Source organism: Pimelobacter sp. 30-1, from assembly GCF_018831735.1.
Taxonomy (GTDB): Bacteria; Actinomycetota; Actinomycetes; order Propionibacteriales; family Nocardioidaceae; genus Nocardioides.
Map to the genome: position 1 here is coordinate 284,410 of NZ_NHTS01000004.1, position 17,175 is coordinate 301,584.

The 17,175-nt window shown below is 72.9% G+C and carries 15 protein-coding genes; 9 read left to right on the forward strand and 6 right to left on the reverse strand.

The features are described 5' to 3' along the window. Nucleotides 1-31: 31 nt before the first annotated feature. Nucleotides 32-1,474, reverse strand: a complete 1,443-nt coding sequence (locus CCO04_RS11130; RefSeq protein WP_252373133.1) for a CCA tRNA nucleotidyltransferase — start codon at nucleotides 1,472-1,474, stop codon at nucleotides 32-34. A gap of 298 nt (nucleotides 1,475-1,772) precedes the next feature. Between CCO04_RS11130 and CCO04_RS11135 the strand changes: the two genes are divergently transcribed. The 7 genes from CCO04_RS11135 to trxA all read left to right on the forward strand — a co-directional run bounded on the left by CCO04_RS11135 (nucleotide 1,773) and on the right by trxA (nucleotide 10,664). Continuing rightward, the gene (locus CCO04_RS11135; protein WP_215814214.1) at nucleotides 1,773-4,016 is read left to right on the forward strand and encodes a DUF6049 family protein; all 2,244 of its coding nucleotides are present in this window, start codon (nucleotides 1,773-1,775) and stop codon (nucleotides 4,014-4,016) included. Continuing rightward, the gene (gene murJ / locus CCO04_RS11140) at nucleotides 4,013-5,704 is read left to right on the forward strand and encodes a murein biosynthesis integral membrane protein MurJ (protein WP_215814215.1); all 1,692 of its coding nucleotides are present in this window, start codon (nucleotides 4,013-4,015) and stop codon (nucleotides 5,702-5,704) included. The genes CCO04_RS11135 and murJ overlap by 4 nt, the downstream gene beginning before the upstream one ends. Nucleotides 5,705-5,749: 45 nt before the next feature. Then, nucleotides 5,750-7,666: a protein kinase family protein gene (locus CCO04_RS11145; RefSeq protein WP_215814216.1), complete on the forward strand. Its 1,917-nt coding sequence runs from the start codon at nucleotides 5,750-5,752 to the stop codon at nucleotides 7,664-7,666. Next, a complete protein-coding gene (sigM, locus tag CCO04_RS11150) occupies nucleotides 7,656-8,339 on the forward strand; it encodes an RNA polymerase sigma factor SigM (protein ID WP_308281177.1) in 684 nt (227 codons plus the stop codon). The genes CCO04_RS11145 and sigM overlap by 11 nt, the downstream gene beginning before the upstream one ends. A gap of 42 nt (nucleotides 8,340-8,381) precedes the next feature. Beyond that, on the forward strand, nucleotides 8,382-9,215 hold the full coding sequence (locus CCO04_RS11155) for a hypothetical protein (RefSeq protein WP_215814217.1): 834 nt from the start codon (nucleotides 8,382-8,384) through the stop codon (nucleotides 9,213-9,215). Between the two features lie 78 nt (nucleotides 9,216-9,293). Next, complete coding sequence (gene trxB / locus CCO04_RS11160) at nucleotides 9,294-10,283, forward strand: thioredoxin-disulfide reductase (RefSeq protein WP_215814218.1); 990 nt, start codon at nucleotides 9,294-9,296, stop codon at nucleotides 10,281-10,283. Nucleotides 10,284-10,331: 48 nt separating this feature from the next. Next, nucleotides 10,332-10,664 (forward strand): thioredoxin, encoded by a 333-nt coding sequence (gene trxA / locus CCO04_RS11165; protein ID WP_151580386.1) that lies wholly within the window; start codon nucleotides 10,332-10,334, stop codon nucleotides 10,662-10,664. A 30-nt stretch (nucleotides 10,665-10,694) separates the two neighbouring features. Here trxA and CCO04_RS11170 read toward each other — a convergent pair whose 3' ends face one another. Next, nucleotides 10,695-11,354, reverse strand: coding sequence for a GNAT family N-acetyltransferase (locus CCO04_RS11170; RefSeq protein WP_215814219.1), 660 nt, complete (start codon nucleotides 11,352-11,354; stop codon nucleotides 10,695-10,697). A 64-nt stretch (nucleotides 11,355-11,418) separates the two neighbouring features. Between CCO04_RS11170 and CCO04_RS11175 the strand changes: the two genes are divergently transcribed. Together CCO04_RS11175 and CCO04_RS11180 are read left to right on the forward strand one after the other, a co-directional pair. After that, a complete protein-coding gene (locus CCO04_RS11175) occupies nucleotides 11,419-12,633 on the forward strand; it encodes a pyridoxal phosphate-dependent aminotransferase (protein WP_215814220.1) in 1,215 nt (404 codons plus the stop codon). A 40-nt stretch (nucleotides 12,634-12,673) separates the two neighbouring features. Continuing rightward, complete coding sequence (locus tag CCO04_RS11180) at nucleotides 12,674-13,450, forward strand: 1-acyl-sn-glycerol-3-phosphate acyltransferase (protein ID WP_215814221.1); 777 nt, start codon at nucleotides 12,674-12,676, stop codon at nucleotides 13,448-13,450. 163 nt (nucleotides 13,451-13,613) lie between these two features. Here CCO04_RS11180 and CCO04_RS11185 read toward each other — a convergent pair whose 3' ends face one another. The 4 genes from CCO04_RS11185 to CCO04_RS11200 form a co-directional block, all read right to left on the reverse strand. After that, on the reverse strand, nucleotides 13,614-14,654 hold the full coding sequence (locus CCO04_RS11185; RefSeq protein ID WP_215814222.1) for a ParB/RepB/Spo0J family partition protein: 1,041 nt from the start codon (nucleotides 14,652-14,654) through the stop codon (nucleotides 13,614-13,616). Further along, on the reverse strand, nucleotides 14,651-15,607 hold the full coding sequence (locus tag CCO04_RS11190; RefSeq protein ID WP_308220342.1) for a ParA family protein: 957 nt from the start codon (nucleotides 15,605-15,607) through the stop codon (nucleotides 14,651-14,653). Before CCO04_RS11190 ends, CCO04_RS11185 begins: the two co-directional genes overlap by 4 nt. Nucleotides 15,608-15,768: 161 nt before the next feature. Then, entirely contained in the window at nucleotides 15,769-16,497 is a 729-nt protein-coding gene (gene rsmG / locus CCO04_RS11195) for a 16S rRNA (guanine(527)-N(7))-methyltransferase RsmG (protein WP_308281178.1), read from the reverse strand. A 100-nt stretch (nucleotides 16,498-16,597) separates the two neighbouring features. Then, a complete protein-coding gene (locus tag CCO04_RS11200) occupies nucleotides 16,598-17,101 on the reverse strand; it encodes a R3H domain-containing nucleic acid-binding protein (protein ID WP_257754412.1) in 504 nt (167 codons plus the stop codon). Nucleotides 17,102-17,175 lie beyond the last annotated feature (74 nt).

Below are 17,175 nucleotides of genomic sequence, written 5' to 3' on the forward strand. Positions count from 1 at the left end.
CAGACCGGCGGTATGTGAGCCGCGCCACACGTCAGGAGCGGGCGGCCCACCACTCCCGGAGGGCGGTCGCGGCGTCCTCGGGCGCCATCGGCCCGTGGTCGAGACGCAGGTCGAGCAGGAACTGGTAGGCCTGGCCCACCTCGCGGCCCGGGCCGATGCCGAGGATCTCCATGATCTGGTTGCCGTCGAGGTCGGGGCGCAGCGCGGCGAGCTCCTCCTCGGCGGCCAGCCGGTCGATCCGGGCCTCCAGGTCGTCATAGGTACGACGGAGCCGGTCGGCCTTGCGCTGGTTGCGGGTCGTGCAGTCGGCGCGGGTGAGCACGTGCAGGCGCTCGAGCTGGTCGCCGGCGTCGCGGACGTAGCGGCGCACCGCGGAGTCGGTCCACTCGCCCGAGCCGTAGCCGTGGAAGCGCAGGTGCAGCTCGACCAGGTCGCCGACGGCCTGGATCTGGTCGTTGGAGAAGCGCAGCGCCTTCATCCGCTTGCGGGTGAGCTTGGCGCCGACCACGTCGTGGTGGTGGAAGGTGACCGCGCCGTCGTCCTGGAAGCGGCGGGTGCGCGGCTTGCCGACGTCGTGCATGAGCGCGGCGAAGCGCGAGACGAAGTCGGGGCCCTCGGGCAGCCCGGACCGCTCGGCCAGGCGCGGCTCGAGGTCGATGGCCTGCTCGAGGACGGTGAGGGTGTGCTCGTAGACGTCCTTGTGGCGGTGGTGCTCGTCGCGCTCGAGCTTGAGCGCGGGCAGCTCGGGCAGCACCCGCTCGGCGAGCCCGGTCTCGACGAGGAGGGCCAGGCCGAGCCGCGGCTGGGGGGCGCAGATGAGTTTGACCAGCTCGTCGCGGACCCGCTCGGCCGAGATGATCTCGATCCGCTCGGCCATCTCGGTCATCGCCCGGACGACGTCGGGGTCGACCGTGAAACCGAGCTGGGCGGCGAACCGCGCGGCCCGCATCATCCGCAGCGGGTCGTCGGAGAAGGACTGCTCGGGGGTGCCCGGCGTGCGCAGCACCCGGTGCGCCAGGTCCATCACGCCACCGAAGGGGTCCTCGATCTCGCGCCCGGGCAGGCGCACGGCCATCGCGTTGACCGTGAAGTCGCGCCGGCCGAGGTCGCCGGCCAGCGTGTCGCCGTACTGGACCTGGGGCTTGCGGCTGTCGGGGTCGTAGGCCTCGGACCGGTACGTCGTCACCTCGACGATCCAGTCGTCCTTGCGGCAGCCGATGGTGCCGAAGTCGCGGCCCATGTCCCACCAGGCGTCGCCCCAGGACCGGAGGATCTTGTCGGTCTCCTCGGGAAGCGCCGACGTGGTGAAGTCGAGATCGTTGGAGCGGCGGCCGAGCATCGCGTCGCGCACAGGTCCGCCGACCAGGGCCAGCTCGTGGCCCGCCGCGGCGAACCGCGCGCCCAGCTCGTCGATGACGGGCGCGATCCGGTCGAGCTCGGCGCCGACCGCGGCCTGCACGTCGACCAGCCGCAGGGGCGCCCCCGAGGCGGCGAGCAGCGGGGGGTCAGTCGGGGCGTCGGTCACGGGCGGAGAGTCTAGGGCGTGCCTCCCCGGTCCGCGCCGTCGCGAGCGGCGTTGGCGGCCGATCTGGCAAGGCGGAGGGCCGAAGGCGGGCCGGAGGCCCGTCGAGTGCCCGACAACGCGGCCAGATCGAGTCGCCGACGCCGCGCAGCAGACGCGGACCGGGGAGACACGCCCTTGGCGGAGGCCCACAGGTGCCCCCACTACCCTCGGGTTCGTGGTCCGCCCTTCCTCACGCCTGCTCCGAGGTGTGGCGACCCTGCTCCTGCTCGCCACGGCAGGCCTCACCGCGGCCCCCGCCCCGAGCGCGTCGGCCACCCCCGGCAACAAGGCGTACGACGCCCCGCTCGAGGTCACCATCGACGACCTGACCCCGGGGGTGCTGCCCGCCAAGGGCCCGATCACGGTGCGCGGCACGGTGACCAACGTCGACCTGGAGACCTGGACCCACGTCCGGCTCTACCCGATGTTCGGCGTCTGCTCGACCTGCGCGCCGCCGATGACGACCGAGGCCGAGCTGTCCGCGGCCACCAAGACCGACCCCGAGACGTTCGTCGGCGAGCGCTACACCCAGAGCAGCACCGCCCGCTACGACGTCCCGCAGGACCTGGGACCGGGCGAGACGGTGTCCTACTCCTTCACGATCCCGCAGGCCGCGCTGCGCGAGGCGGTGCCCTCGCCCCAGGCCGGGGTCTACTGGTTCGGCGTCCACGCCCTCGGGGCGAGCCCCTCGGCCGGCGACGACCAGAACGCCGACGGCCGGGCCCGCACCTTCCTGCCCTACCTGCCGGCCTCGACCGACGCGAGCGTCGACGCCGCGGTCGTCGTCCCCCTGCGCGCCCGGATCGCGCACGCCGCCGACGGCGAGCTCGGGCGCACCGTCGCCTGGGAGCAGGCGCTGTCCACGGCCGGGACGCTCGGCGGGCCGCTGAGCTTCGGGGGCGCCCGCGGCAGCGCTCCCGTCACCTGGCTGCTCGACCCGGCCCTGCCCGACGCCGTCACCCAGCTCGCCCAGGGCAACCCGACCCGCGAGATCGCCCCGGTCAAGCCCGACGACGAGCCGTCGAGCAGCGAGGACCCCTCGTCCGGCGAGTCCCCCTCCGGCGACGCCGGGGAGGGCGGCGACGACGCGGCCGACGTGGGCAGCGCGACGCTCGACCCCGACAGCCCCGTGGTCGGCGCGGCCGAGAGCTGGCTGCGCCAGGCCCGGGCGGCGCTCAGCGGCGGCAGCGTCGCCCTGCTGCCCTACGGCGACCCGGACCTCTCCGGCGCGGCGACCACCCTGCCCGACCTCTACGCGACCGCCCGCGAGCACAGCTCGACCACGCTCGCCGCCTGGGAGGTCGAGGGGACCCCCGTGGTGGGCTCGCCCAACGGCTACCTCGACGCCACCGCGATCCGCCGGGTCGACGACGGCGCGGTGCTGCTGCTCGGCGACCAGATGTTCCCCGAGGAGACCTTCTCCCCCCAGGCGCCCGTGGGCGGCCTGGTCGGCAACCGGCCGGTCGTGGTGACCAGCTCGGGCGTCGCCCGCGGCGGTCCCGGCCCGGACCCGGCCCAGGCGCCCGTCGCGCTGCGCCAGCGCCTGCTCAGCGAGGCCGTCGTCCGGATCCTCGCCGCGCGCGGGGACGAGCGCCCCGAGCCGCTGACCGTCGTCATCCCCGACACCATCGACGCCGCCGGCGCCCGCGCCTTCTGGACCGGCCTCGAGGGCATCTCGTGGCTGCGCCTGGTCGACCTCCCCAGCCTGGTCACCTCCGGCGGCATCGACGCCGGTACGGCGCGCGACCGGCAGGTCGACCCCGACGACCTCTCCTACCCCGACGGCCAGCGCGAGGCCGAGGTCCCCCCGACGGTGTTCGCCGAGGCCGGCGCGCTGATCCGCTCCGCGCGGACGCTCCAGAGCATCCTCGGCAAGGACTTCTCGATCGGCGACACCCTGGTCGGCGAGGCGCTCGCCGGGACGTCGTACGACGTGCGCGACGACGCCGACGCCGGACCGCGCCTGGCCCGCTCCCGCGCGTGGGTCGACGAGCGGCTCGGCGGGGTCAGCCTCGACGCCCCGCAGGGGGTCACCCTGTCGAGCACCTCCGGCAGCTTCAACATCGCCGTGCGCAACACCCTCGACCAGCCGGTCACCGTGCGGATCGAGGCGAGCACCGACCGCAAGGCCACCATCAAGGCGGCCAACCCGATCGTGCTGCCGGCCAACAGCCGCGCCTCCATCCCGATCAGCGCGGACATGAAGGGCCCGGGCGTCCACAACGTCCGGCTCCGGCTCACCGATGCCGACGGCAACCCGATCGGCACCGAGGACGAGCTCCCGATCCGCTCCGGCCAGGTCGGCGTGGTCATCTGGGTGATCATGGGCACCGGCGCGGGCATCCTGTTCCTCGCCATCGGCATCCGCCTGGTCCGCCGCTTCCGCCGCCGCGGCGAGCCGGACGCCGAGCCCACCTCGGAGTCCGAGCCCGAACCCGAGCCCGCCGGATGAGCGGCGAGAGCACCGCCGACGCCGGCGAGCAGCGCAAGATCCTCGCCAACACCGCCGTGATGGCGGCCGGCACGGTCGTCTCGCGCCTGAGCGGCTTCGTCCGGCTCACCCTGCTCGCCGCCGCCCTCGGGGTCGGCCTGCACGCGGACATCTTCACGGTGGCCAACACCGTGCCCAACATGCTCTACATCCTGCTGGCCGGCGGCGTCTTCAACGCCGTGCTCGTGCCCCAGCTGGTGCGCTCGATGAAGAACGACCCCGACGGGGGAGCGGCGTACGTCAACCGGGTGATCACCCTCGCCGGGCTGTTCCTCGCCGTGATCACGGTGGTCCTCGTCATCGCCGCGCCGCTGGTGATGCGGTTGATGCTCAACAGCGACTACAACGAGCCCGAGCTGGCCGCGCAGCGCCAGTCGGCGATCGACTTCGCGCGCTACTGCCTGCCGCAGGTCTTCTTCTACGGCATGTTCGTCCTGGTCGGCCAGGTGCTCAACGCCCGCAACCGGTTCGGCCCGATGATGTGGGCGCCGATCGCCAACAACGTCATCTCGGTGGCGGTCATCGGCGCCTACCTGTGGATCTACGGCCCCGCCACGGCGGCCCAGCAGCGCGGCGCGTTCAGCACCGACCAGGAGCTGCTGCTCGGCATCGGCTCGACCGTCGGCATCGCCGCCCAGCTCCTCATCCTGGTCCCCTACCTGCGGGCCGCGGGGGTGCGCTACCGGCCGCGCTTCGACTTCCGTGGCGTCGGCCTGGGCCACACGCTGCACCTGGGCGTGTGGACGGTGCTCTTCGTCGTCGCCAACCAGCTCGCCTACGTCGTGGTCGTCCGGCTGGCCTCGGGCGGCAGCGCGGGCGCCGAGGACGGCACCGGTATCACCGTCTACTCCAACGTGATGCTGCTCGTGATGGTCCCGCACTCGGTGATCACGGTCTCGCTGGCGACCGCGATCCTGCCGCGGCTCTCGGCCGCGGCCGCCGTCGGCGACATGGGGCGGCTCGCCACCACGCTGGGCAGCACGCTGCGCACGGCGCTGGCGGTCGTCGTCCCGTTCGCGGCGCTGCTGCCCTCGATCGCGCTGCCCCTGGCCCAGGTCGTGTGGGGCCACGGCGCGAGCGCGTCGACGTACTACCGCTTCGAGGCGCCGATGGTGCTCTTCGGCTTCGCCGTCGTCGCCTTCACGGTCCACTACCTCGTGCTGCGCGGGTTCTACGCCCTCGAGCTCAACCGGCTCGTCTTCTTCGTGCAGTGCGCCGTCGCGGCGACCAACATCACGCTCGCGCTGCTCTTCGTCGCCCGGGTCGACCCGTGGGACACCGCGCCCGTGCTCGTCCTCGCCTACGGCGGCGCCTACACCGTCGGTGCCGCGGTCTCCACGGTCGTGCTCGTCCGGCGCCTGCGCCGCGGCGGAGCGCCGTCCCACGTCCGGTCCTGGCTCGGGTACGTCGGCCGGCTGCTCGGCGTCGCCGTGCTGGTCTGGTTCGTCGCCCGCTTCTTCGACATCGTCATCACCGACACCGTCGTCGAGCTCGTCGGGAACGATCCGCACTGGGCGTTCGCGGCCCTCGAGGTGGCCGTGGTCAGCATCGGCGGCGGCGGCACGCTCCTGGCCGCCGCCCGGCTGCTGCACCTCGACGAGGTGACGTCCGTGGCCGGCACGGTCCTGGGGCGGCTGCGGCGGGGCTAGGGTGACTAGTGTCCTCTCACGAGGAGCGATCACGAGGGGGATCGAGTGGCGACGTCGACGCGGTCGGGGGATGTCCTCGCCGGCCGCTACCGGTTGATCGACCTGCTGAGTGAGAGCGGCGGCGGGCGCTTCTGGCGTGCCCACGACAACGTCCTCGAGCGGTTCGTCGCGCTCCACGTCATCGCCGAGGACGACGACCGCGCCGGCGGCCTCGTCGAGGCGGCCCGGATCTCCGCACGGGTCCTCGACGCGCGCATCCTCCGCGTCCTCGACGCCGAGGAGGAGCAGGGCCGCTGCTTCGTGGTCAACGAGTGGGGGACCGGCATCTCCCTCGACATCCTGGTCACCCACGCCGGCCCGCTCGACCCGCGCCGCGCGGCCTGGCTCGTCGCCGACGTCGCCGGGGCGCTGGCCAAGGCCCACGCCGCCGGGGTCACCCACGGCCGGCTCAACCCCGAGAACGTCCTCATCGACCGCTACGGCTCGGTGCGGATCATCGGCATGTGCGTCGACGCCGCGCTCCACGGGCTCTCGCCCGGCGACGTCCGCAGCGACCTCGAGGACCTCGGTGGGCTGCTCTACTGCGCGCTGACCGGCACCTGGCCGGGACCCTCCGGCTCGATCGTGCCGGCCGCGCCCCGCGAGAGCGGCGTCTTCCTCAGCCCGCGCCAGGTGGTGGCCGGCGTACCCAAGCCGCTCGACCTGCTCTGGCGCGAGTTCGACTGCCGCAGCATCCACGGCCGCCGGCTGCTCGGCGCCGAGCACCCCGACGTGAGCTCGGCCGAGGCGATCGCGGCCGAGCTGCTCGCCTTCGTCGGCGACCCCACCGGGATGCCCGAGGCCCTGGCCCGCGCCGTGCCCGCGATCAACGAGCTGCGGCCGGTCTGGCTGCCCGCGGTCGCCGACCCGCTGCCCCACGACTCCTCGCGCGACGACCTCCCCGTCGTCCCCGCCGACGACGAGCCGGAGCCCGAGCCCGCCCCGGAGCGCGGCCCGGTCGAGCCCCCCATCGCCGACGTGGACGACGGCCCGCCCATCCCGCTGGTCACCGAGCTGCCGACCGAGGCCGGCATGCCCGTCTTCGACGACGACGACGTCTCCTGGCTGCGCACCCGCAGCACGCCCCCGCCCCCGCCGCCCCCGTTCGAGGAGCCGCCGGAGCGTCCCCTGTTCGCCCCCGACCCGCCCGGCGGCGTACGCCGGCCGCGGATCGCGCCCGTCCCCTCCGAGGCCCCCGTGCCCCCCGGCGCCACCGACTACTGGCCGTGGGAGACCGGTGGCGGCGGTGGGGCCGGCGGCACCGGCAACGACGACGACACCGCCGAGGACGCCCGGGTCCCCGGCCGGACCTGGCTCCGGCTCGCGATGGCGGTCGGCCTGGCCGTGCTGCTCCTGGTGGCCGTCGCGATCGCGTTCAACCTCGGCCGCGGCCGTACCGCGCTCGGCGGCGACCCCGACGCCGAGAGCACCCCGCGCGAGACGACGAGCGCCACGACCTCGCCGGGCGCCGTCCTGTCCGGGATCAAGGTCCGCGACTTCGACCCGCTCGGCACCGACGGCGGCGAGGAGAACCCCGACACCGTCGGCAACACCATCGACGGCGACCCCGCGACCACCTGGCGCACGGCCACCTACGTCGACCAGCTGGGCCCGAAGCTGCCGGCCCTCAAGTCCGGCGTCGGGCTGCTGCTCGACCTCGGCAAGGTCCGCGACCTGCGCTCCGTCGAGGTCCGCGCCGCACCGGGTGAGGCCACCGTCTCGCTCTACGCCTACGACCAGGCGCCGGTCCAGGCGCCCACCGGCGAGCCCGTGGCGACCACCACAGGATCGGGCCGGCTCACCCTGACCCCGGCGACCAGCCCGACCCGGGGCCGCTACCTTGTGCTCTGGTGGACGGCGTTGCCCGCGGTCGACGGGGGCTTCCGGGCAGAGATAGCTGAGGTGGTGGTCCGTGGCGAGTGAGCTGTCGGACGCCGACCTCCTCTCCGCCCACGTCACGGGCGATCCCGATGCCTTCGGCCTGCTCTTCGCCCGGCACCGCGACCGGCTCTGGGCGGTCGCCCTGCGTACCTGCGGTCACCCCGAGGTGGCCGCCGACGGACTCCAGGAGGGCGTCGTCGCCGCCTTCCGCCGGGCGGACTCCTTCCGCGGCGAGGCCGCCGTCACCACCTGGCTGCACCGGATCGTGGTCAACGCCTGCCTCGACCGCCTCCGGGCCGAGAAGGTACGCCGCGCCGACCCGCTGCCCGACGACCTCGACGAGCCCGACCGGGCACCGCGCGCGACCGTCGGTACCGAGCTCGACCCGGCCCAGCAGGGTCTGGCCGCCGAGCGCCGCCGCCAGGTGCTCGACGCGCTCGCCACGCTGCCGGCCGGCCAGCGCGCGGCCGTCGTCCTGGTCGACATGGAGGGCTACTCGGTCGCCGAGGTGGCCCAGATCCTCGAGTGCGCCGAGGGCACGGTCAAGAGCCGCTGCTCGCGGGGCCGGGCCCGGCTCGCCGTCCTGCTCGCGGGGATCCTCGGCGAGGACGACGTGACCACGCCCACCCGGGCCCCCGGGAACCCTCCCGGCACGCCGGACGTCGGACCGATGACCCCACGCGGACCACCCGCCGGCACCGCCGCCGTCGACTGACCCGCACCGGCCCCACCGGTACCCACCAGGAACGAAGTCCCCATGAACGACACCCCCGAGCACGACCCGCCGCTGAGCCCCGCTCAGGAGGCCGCGGTCCGGCGTGCGCTGGCCGAGGCCGGTGGCCCCGCGCCGATGCCGCACGAGGTCGTCGACCGGCTCGACACGGTGATCGCCGGGCTCTCCGCCGAGCGCACCGGGAGCGCGCTGCCGCCCGGGGGAGTACCCGAGAACCACCCCGAGGCGCCCGCGGTCGTCCCGCTCGACCCGGCCGCGCGCCGGCGCCGTACCCGGGCCCGGATCGTGCTCGGCGCCGCCGCGGCCGTCGCGGTCGTCGCGGTGGGGGTCGGCATCGCCAACGACGACGGCGCCGGCGGCGACTCGGCCGCGACCGCCGACCAGCTCTCCGAGCGCGACCCCGCCCGGTCCGACGACGCTCCCCACGCCTACGCCGCCGACAGCGGAGCGAAGGCGGCGAGCCCCTCGCCCGGCGCCGGCGACCTGACCTCCCAGCAGGAGGATGCCGACGGCGACCTCGAGAAGAGCGCCACTCCCGCCCCGCGCCGGGTCGCGACCGACGAGCCGCTGCGCATGGTCCGGATCGACCGGCTCCAGGAGGACCTGATGGCCCTCCAGCGGACCACGCTGCCCCACGCCGCGACCGCCGACTACACCGGCGCCACGCTCACCGCGCCCGCGGACTTCCGCTGCGCCGAGGCGTCCTACGGGCAGGGCTACCTCGTCGGCGTCCTGTACGACGACAAGCCCGCGGTGGTCGCCTTCCGCGAGCCGATGGGCTCGACCCAGGAGGCCGACGTGCTCTCCTGCGGCACCGGCGACGTCCTGCGCTCCACGACGCTGGCCACCACGGACTGAGCCCCGCTGGAGCGCGGGAATGCCGGCGCCTACCATCGGGTTTGCTCAAGAGCCGTCTTTCCTCTGCCTGGGAGTCCCATGTCCGAGTCCGCTGTGACCACCTCCGAGACCCGCAACGTCATCGTCGTCGGGTCCGGCCCCTCCGGCTACACCGCCGCGATCTACGCCGCGCGGGCGCAGCTGAACCCCCTCGTCTTCGAGGGCTCGGTGACCGCCGGCGGTGCGCTGATGAACACCACCGAGGTCGAGAACTTCCCCGGCTTCCGCGACGGCATCCAGGGCCCGGCCCTGATGGACGAGATGCGGGCCCAGGCCGAGCGCTTCGGCGCCGAGCTGATCGCTGACGACATCGTCGAGGTCGACCTGACCGGTGAGATCAAGGTCGTCAAGACCGCCACCGACACCTACACCGCCCGCGCCGTGATCCTGGCGACCGGCTCGGGCTACCGCAAGCTCGACCTGCCCAACGAGGAGCGCCTCTCGGGCCGCGGTGTCTCCTACTGCGCGACCTGCGACGGCTTCTTCTTCCGCGAGCAGCACATCGCCGTGGTCGGCGGCGGCGACTCCGCCGTCGAGGAGGCCACCTTCCTGACCCGCTTCGGCTCCAAGGTCTCGCTGATCGTGCGCCGCGACGAGCTGCGCGCCTCCAAGATCATGCAGGAGCGCGCCTTCGCCGACCCCAAGCTCGAGATCGTGTGGAACTCGGTCGTCGACACCATCAACGGCGAGGACTCCCTCGCCTCGCTGACGCTGCGCGACACCGTCACCGGCGAGAAGTCCGAGCTGCCCGCCACCGGACTCTTCGTGGCCATCGGCCACATCCCGCGCTCCGAGCTGCTCGTGGGCCAGGTCGACCTCGACGACAACGGCTACGTGCTGGTCCAGCCGGGCTCGACGGCGACCAACATCCCCGGCGTCTTCGCGGCCGGCGACCTCGTCGACCACACCTACCGCCAGGCCATCACGGCCGCCGGCACCGGCTGCTCGGCCGCCCTCGACGCGGAGCGCTACCTCGCCGAGGTCGCCCACGTCGCCGCGACGGCGGGGAATGTCCCGGCCGACGCGTAGGTTCTACCACCAGACTTCACGTTCACCAGATCCGAAGGGGTGCCCCCAGTGGCCGACAACATCTCCGCCGTGACCGACGCCGAGTTCGACGCGCAGGTCCTCAAGTCCGACAAGCCCGTCCTCGTGGACTTCTGGGCCGAGTGGTGCGGCCCGTGCCGCCAGGTCGCCCCGATCCTCGACGAGATCGCCGGCGCCCACGGCGACAAGATCAGCTTCTACAAGCTCAACGTCGACGAGAACCCGGTCACCCCGGCGTCCTACCGCGTCACCGGCATCCCGACGATCAACGTCTACCAGGGCGGCGAGGTCGTCAAGACCATCGTCGGCGCCCGCCCCAAGGCCGCGATCCTCAAGGAGCTCGACGAGTTCATCAACGCCTGAGCCTCGCTCTTCTGCGCAACCCCCGGTCCGTCAGGGCCGGGGGTTGCGTGCTTCCCGGGAGGCCGGCGTGGGCTTGCGCTGCGGCCGTCGTACGACGCCGACGAGGCGCTCCCACGCGGCCTCCACCTCCCCGCGCCAGGTGACGAGCGAGCGCAGCTCCATCCGCATCCGCGGGGTGACCGGGTGCGCGCGGTGGGTCTTGAAGCCCACGCGGGCCAGGAAGGCGGCGGGGACGACGCACTCGGTCGTCGTACCGGTGCGGGAGCGGCCGGTCCGGGCGAACGCCTCGACCGCGCGCAGGCCCTCGCGCCCGACCAGGTCGCGCGCCATGCCCTGCACCAGCAGCCGGCCCAGCCCGCCGCCGGTGTGCTCGGGGTGGATCCAGGCCGTGGTCAGCAGCACGGCGTCGCTCGACACCGGCGCGGTCGGGAACGCCGCGACCCCCGGCACGAAGGCGGCCGGGGCGTACGTCAGGTAGCCGACCGGCCGGCCCTCCACCAGCACCACGCGGCCGCACGAGCCCCACTCGCGCAGCACCTCGGAGACCCACGCCTCCTTCTCGCCGGCCCGGGCCTCGCGGTCGAGCTGCTCGCGGTGCACCGGATCGCGCTCCCAGAACAGGCAAGTGCGGCACGGCGCGTCGAGCGCGTCGAGGAGATCGAGCGTCAGGGGGACCGTGGTCCGAGCCACACCTGATGCTACGTCCGCGAAGACGGGACAAAACAGGTGGCGCCGACCTGAGAGGATGGACTTCGTGCGCAAGATCCGCCAGAGCAAGAAGCTCCGCAACGTCCGCTACGACGTCCGGGGACCGATCCTCGTCGAGGCCCAGCGCCTGGAGGCAGAGGGTCACAAGATCCTCAAGCTCAACATCGGCAATCCCGCACCCTTCGGCTTCGAGGCACCCGAGGCGATCGTCGCCGACATGGTGCACAACCTGCCCGACGCGCAGGGCTACTCCGACTCGCGCGGCATCTACTCCGCGCGCACCGCCGTGGCGCAGTACTACCAATCGCGCGGGCTCAAGGACGTCGCCGTCGAGGACGTCTTCATCGGCAACGGCGTCTCCGAGATGATCTCGATGGTGCTCCAGGCCTTCCTCGACGACGGCAACGAGATCCTGGTGCCCGCGCCCGACTACCCGCTGTGGACCGGCGCCGTCTCGCTGTCCGGCGGGACGCCCGTGCACTACCGGTGCGACGAGGAGAACGGCTGGATGCCGGACCTCGAGGACATCGAGTCCAAGATCACCGAGAACACCCACGGCATCGTCATCATCAACCCCAACAACCCCACGGGTGCCGTCTACAGCAAGGAGATGGTGGCCGCGCTGGTCGACATCGCCCGGCGCCACGACCTCGTCGTCTTCTCCGACGAGATCTACGAGAAGATCCTCTTCGACGACGCGGTGCACCACCACGCGGCGGCCGCGGCCGGCAACGACGTCCTCTGCCTCACCTTCAGCGGCCTGTCCAAGGCCTACCGGGTCTGCGGCTACCGGGCCGGCTGGGTGATGGTCTCGGGGCCCCAGGAGCTCGCCGAGGACTTCCTCGAGGGCCTGACCACGCTCTCCAACATGCGCATGTGCGCCAACGTCCCGGCGCAGCACGCCATCCAGACGGCGCTCGGCGGCTACCAGTCGATCAACGAGCTCATCGTGCCCGGCGGGCGCTTCTACGAGCAGGCGATGCTCGCCGACCGGCTCCTCAACGAGATCCCCGGCGTCTCCTCGGTGCGGCCGCGCGGTGCGCTCTACTGCTTCCCGCGGCTGGACCCCGAGATGTACCCCATCGACGACGACGAGAGCTTCGTCATCGAGCTGCTGCGCGCCAAGAAGATCCTGGTCACCCACGGCACAGGGTTCAACTGGTTCCACACCGATCACTTCCGTCTCGTGACGCTGCCCGACGTCGACGTCCTCGAAGAGGCCATCGGCCGGATCGCCGACTTCCTCGCTACGCGGCGCTGACACACTGGGCCCACCGACTTCCCGTCCGAGAGGCCCATCGATGCTCGACATCACCTACCCGCCCGTCATCGTCACCGCCAAGGTGCTCTTCAAGCTGATGCGCCAGCGGGTCGTGGTGACCGGCTCGGAGTCGGTGCCGCGCAAGGGCGGCGCGCTGCTCGCGATCAACCACACCGGCTACGTCGACTTCATCTACGCCGGTGCCGGCGCCGAGCCGCGCAAGCGCCTGGTCCGGTTCATGATCAAGAAGGAGATGATGGACGCGCCGGGTGTCGGCCACCTGCTGCGCTCGTTCCACCACATCCGCGTCGACCGCGGCTCCGGCGTGCAGTCGATGAAGGACGCCCTGGCCTACCTCGAGGCCGGCGAGGTCGTGGGCATCTACCCCGAGGCGACCATCTCGCGCTCCTTCGAGATCAAGGAGCTCAAGTCGGGGGCTGCCCGGATCGCGACCGACGCCGGCGTACCGCTCCTCCCGGTCATCGTCTGGGGCGCGCACCGGCTGATGACCAAGGACCACCCCCGCGACTTCTCGCGCTCGCCCAAGACGATCGTGGTCAAGGTCGGCGAGCCGATCACCCCCACCGGCGACATCGCCGCCGACACGGCGACCCTGCGCACCGCGATGCAGGAGATGCTCGACCAGGTCATCGCGGAGTACCCCGAGGACGAGAAGCAGCCCGGCTCCTGGTGGACCCCCGCCCGCTTCGGCGGTGGCGCCCCCACGCCCGAGGAGGCCGACCGGCTCGACCGCGAGGAGCTACGCGCCCGCGCCGCCAAGCGTGCCGCCAAGGCGGCCGAGAAGAAGCAGGGCTGATCCGCCCGCACGTCTCACCCGCGTTGTTTCACGGGAAACCACGCACGGTCGATCTGTCGCTCTAGCGACAAGGAGACAAGTCGCTTTGTCGACAAGAGCGAAGCGCCCCGGTACGCCGTGCGTACCGGGGCGCTGCTGTCTCTCCGGGGAGGACGGGCCTCGCTCAGATCGGGCGGTCGGCCCGGTTGCGCGGGTCGATCAGGTCGACGATGCGCTGGAGGTCGCCGGTGTTGGCGAACTCGATGGAGATCCGGCCCTTGGCCTTGCCGAGGTCGATCTTGACCCGGGTCTCCAGCCGGTCGCCCAGCCGCTCGGAGAGCTCGCCCAGGCCGGGGGCCTTGGGCCGGGCCCGCTTGGTCCGCACGGGCGCCTCACCGCCGCCCTCGCCGACCGCGACGATCTCCTCGAGGCCGCGCACCGAGATGCCCTCGGCGACGACGCGCTGCGCGAGCCGGTCCTGCTGCTCGGCGTCCCCGACCCCCAGGAGGGCCCGCGCGTGGCCGGCGGACAGGACGCCCGCGGCGACCCGGCGCTGGACCGCGGGGGAGAGCTTGAGCAGCCGCAGGGTGTTGCTGATCTGGGGCCGCGAGCGACCGATCCGCTGGGCCAGCACGTCGTGGGTGCAGGCGAAGTCCTCGAGCAGCTGCTGGTAGGCGGCCGCCTCCTCGAGCGGGTTGAGGTTGCTGCGGTGCAGGTTCTCGAGCAGCGCGTCGCGCAGCATGTCGGTGTCGTCGGTCTCGCGGACGATCGCGGGGATCGTGGCGAGGCCGGCCTCCTGGGTCGCGCGCCACCGGCGCTCACCCATCACCAGCTCGTACGACGCCGGGCCCGTCTTGCGGACCACGACCGGCTGGAGGAGCCCGATCTCCTTGATCGAGTGGACCAGCTCGGCCATCGCCTCCTCGTCGAAGACGGTCCGCGGGTTCACCGCATTGGGCCGGATCTCGTCGACAGGCAGCTCGGCGAAGTAGGCCCCGTCGACGGCCCGCAGACCCGAATCTTCGATCTGAGCGCCGTTCGCGGTGCCGGTGGGCCCCTGGTCCGCCGGAGGGCTGGGAGGCGCTCCTGCGGAAAGGTCCGCATGCTGGGCGTCGGAGTTGACACCGGCGCCATTCGTCCCGGCCGGAGCGGGGGCCGGGGGACCGGTCGGGATCAGCGAGCCCAGACCCCGGCCGAGACCGCGACGGGGAGCCCCGGCGTTCACGAGAGGCTCCCGCGGACGACGATCTCGCGGGCCGCTTCGAGGTAGCTGAGGGCGCCGGGGGAGCCCGGGTCGTAGGTCATCACGGTCTGACCGTACGACGGCGCCTCGGAGACCCGCACCGAGCGCGGGATGGCGGTCTTGAGGACCTGGTCTCCGAAGTGCTCGCGCACCTCGCTGGCCACGCCGGACGCGAGCCGGGTGCGGGCGTCGTACATGGTGAGCACGATGGTGGACACCGCCAGGTCGGGGTTCAGGTGGGCCCGCACCATGTCGACGGTGGAGAGCAGCTGACCGAGACCCTCGAGCGCGTAGTACTCCGCCTGGATCGGGATCAGCATCTCCGCGCCCGCGACGAGGGCGTTGAGGGTGAGCAGGCCGAGCGAGGGCGGGCAGTCGATGAAGACGTAGTCGAAGCGCTCCTCGCCGACCGCGTCCGCCGTACCGATGCGGGGGTGGGCGTCGAGCGCCTTCTTCAGCCGCTGCTCGCGGGCGACGACGCTGACCAGCTCGATCTCGGCGCCGGCCAGGTCGATGGTCGCCGGGACCACCCAGAGGCCGGTGGCGTCGGGGCAGGGCTGGACCAGATCGGCAATCGCGACGCCGTCGACCAGCAGCTCGTACGACGACGGCGTGCCCTGGCGGTGCTCGATGTTGAGCGCGGTGGAGGCATTGCCCTGCGGGTCCAGGTCGATGACCAGGACGCGCTGGCCGAGCTGGGTGAGCGCGGCCGCGAGGTTGACCGTCGAGGTGGTCTTGCCGACGCCACCCTTCTGGTTCGCGACGACGAACACCCGGGTCTCGCCGGGACGGCTGAGCTGCTCCTGGGGAATCCCCGCCCGGACCATCACCGTCGCCTGGGCGGCCCGCGCGAGCGGGGTCAGGTCGTTGTCCTCGTTGGCCGCGCGCTCGGCGAGCTGAGCGGCCGTCAGGGGCGCCGCCGAAGCAGCGGCCACCAGGGGAGGGGTGGCGTCCGTTTCACGTGAAACGTCGCTCTCGGACGCCGTCACCGTCGCCGACCCGACCTGTGGATAACCACCGCCGGTCTGTGGAGACTCACGCTCAGCACTGCCCTCTGGACCGGTGGAAAACCCAGGACCGGGACCCAATGAGTCGCTCACGACTTCCTCCTCTTCTTCTTCGTGGAACCACGCCGCGAACCCCGAGGATCGCGCTGACCACGAAGCGGCAACGATACGCGGGCCGGATCGGCCCACGACAGACGGACGATGCGAATCGGCTCCACTGCGCCATCGGCGGCGAGCTCCGCACCCAGTTCTTCGATGACCGCCGGCGCACAGCCCAGGCGGTCCAGTACCGGCTGCGCGGCGGCCACCTCGTCCTCGGCACTCGTGCCCTTCATCGCCAGCAGCGCCCCCTCCGGGGCGACCAGCGGCAGGCACCAGGTGGCGAGCTTGTCGAGAGCGGCGACCGCGCGTGCGGTGACGACGTCGAAGGTGGCCGTGCCGTGCACGGCATCGGCGCGACCGCGGATCACGGTCACGTTGGTCAGGTCGAGGCGGTCCACGACCTCGTCCAAGAAGGTGGTCCGGCGCAGCAGGGGCTCGATCAGCGTCACGCGCACGTCGGGGCGCGCGATCGCGAGAACCAGGCCGGGCAGGCCCGCTCCGGACCCGACGTCGGCAACCGTCGCGTCGGCGGGCAGGGCGGCGGCCAGCAGGCCGCAGTTGATCAGGTGGCGCTCCCAGAGCCGGGGCGTCTCGCGGGGGCCGATCAGACCGCGCACGACCCCGTCGGTCGCGAGCAGCTCGGCGTACGCCTGCACGAGCGTGAGGCGGTCGGCGGGGAAGACCTCCGCCAGGACCGCCGGGGGAGCAGGCAGCACCCCCGGGCCCGCACGGTCCTCATCCTCAGGACCGGGGGACACCGGGGGTGCAGTGTCGTCGTGTTTCACGTGAAACGTCGACTCGTACGGACCGGGACGCTCAGGCGTCCGCGGGCAGCACGACGACATACCGACGCGGCTCGACGCCGGCGGACTCCGAGCGGAGACCGGCGGCCGCCACGGCGTCGTGCACGATCTTGCGCTCGAAGGGCGACATCGGGTCGAGCGACACCGGCTCGCCCGAGGCGGCGACGGCGGCCGCGGTCTCGCTGCCCAGCTGGGTCAGCCGCGAGCGCTTGTCCGCGCGGTAGCCGGAGATGTCGAGCATGAGCCGGGAACGCTCGCCGGTCTCGCGGTAGACCGCGAGCCGGGTGAGCTCCTGCAGCGCCTCGAGCACCTTGCCGTCCTGACCGACCAGCTGGCTCAGCTCGGCGCCGACGATGGAGACCGCCGCGCGGTCCGCCTCGACGTCGATGTCCAGGTCGCCGTCCAGGTCGGCGATGTCGAGGAGCTCCTCGAGGTAGTCGGCGGCGATATCGCCTTCCTGCTCCAGCCGGGAGACGTGGTCACCCTCCCCCGCCTCGTCGGCCTCGTCGGCCTCCACAGCGGCGTCCTCGGGGGCCTCAGGGGCCTCCAGGACCTCGGTCACGACCTCGGTCTCGGTCTCGGTCTCGGCGC